Consider the following 1173-nt stretch of genomic DNA (forward strand, 5'->3'; position numbering starts at 1 on the left):
TGACGATAGTATCGTAAAGTGTGAATAACGATATCCATTTGATTATGTAAGGGCTGATAAGTATCTAGCAATTCTGACATTTCTTGTACATTTCGAATCTTAATAACGTGCATTAAGTACTGATAGGTTTGGTAAACATCATTAAATTTGGTGAAGTGATTCAAGACTAAATCGATCGCATTCTGTTGAGTCATATACTCGTTAATTCCACGAAGATAGACTGGCTTAATGGCATCAATTTGGGTGTAATCTTTGTGGAATAGTCGCCACTGTGACTTCATAATACGATAAATACGAGCGTGATGATCCTTTAAACCCTTAATGGTTTGAATGCGAGCACTGTCAAGTGCTCGTCCAGCTAACTGAGTGATGTGGAAACGATCAATAATGATTTGTGCCTTTGGGAATAAGCGATGAATAAAATGACTATATTGAGCATTCATATCAACGACTACTGTTTTGACTCGTTGGCGTTCGGCCACGGAGTAACGATTTTCAAAGTAATCGATAATTGATTTAGATAAACGGTTTGATAATTTAACAATTAACTGATGAGAAACTGCATCACAACAAACAAACGACATCGTATGTTTTACTGAGCGAAATTCATCAAAACATAAGTTTTGTGGTAACCGAGCTACTCGTCTATGAAGTTCAATACGATCATTAATTGTCCGAATAACCGTACTGGTCGAACAGTGCATAATTAAAGAAATGTGTGAAGCTGGTGTGCCTAAGCGAACTAAGTTCATTATTTGGCTTTTTAACGATCTAGATAATGAGTCATGTCCAGCCGTTAAATTGGTTTGTGGACCAAAGGTCCGTTGACAGTGATGACAAAGCCAGCGTTGCTTTTTAAGATAAAGCAAACGTTGATGCTCACCGGCATTGGTTAAATGAATCTTTGATTCGCGGAAACCATTACGAATCACTTGATGAGCATGACAATATGGACAAATCGGTAGATTTTTAGTAGTTAAATAGCCACAAATTACGTCAGTAATTTGATGATTGATGATACAAGATTTAGCGGAGACAACTCTGACATTTGGATCTTCAATTCCGAAGCATGATGGGTTAAAATAATTTTGGGACATTTAGAACTCTTCCTTTACCGTGGTATTGGCGTATTCATTGTATGGCAAGAGGACTTAAATGTCCTTTTTTATTTAG

1 protein-coding gene is annotated in these 1173 nt (G+C 36.7%); it reads right to left on the reverse strand.

The window, feature by feature from the left end:
• Positions 1–1097 (reverse strand): ISL3 family transposase (locus QOR82_RS09100; RefSeq protein ID WP_283584417.1); only part of this gene is annotated, 1097 nt, incomplete at its 3' end.
• Positions 1098–1173: the final 76 nt, after the last annotated feature.

The sequence above is a fragment of the Limosilactobacillus difficilis genome, assembly GCF_947387495.1.
In the GTDB taxonomy this organism is placed as follows: Bacteria; Bacillota; Bacilli; order Lactobacillales; family Lactobacillaceae; genus Limosilactobacillus; species Limosilactobacillus difficilis.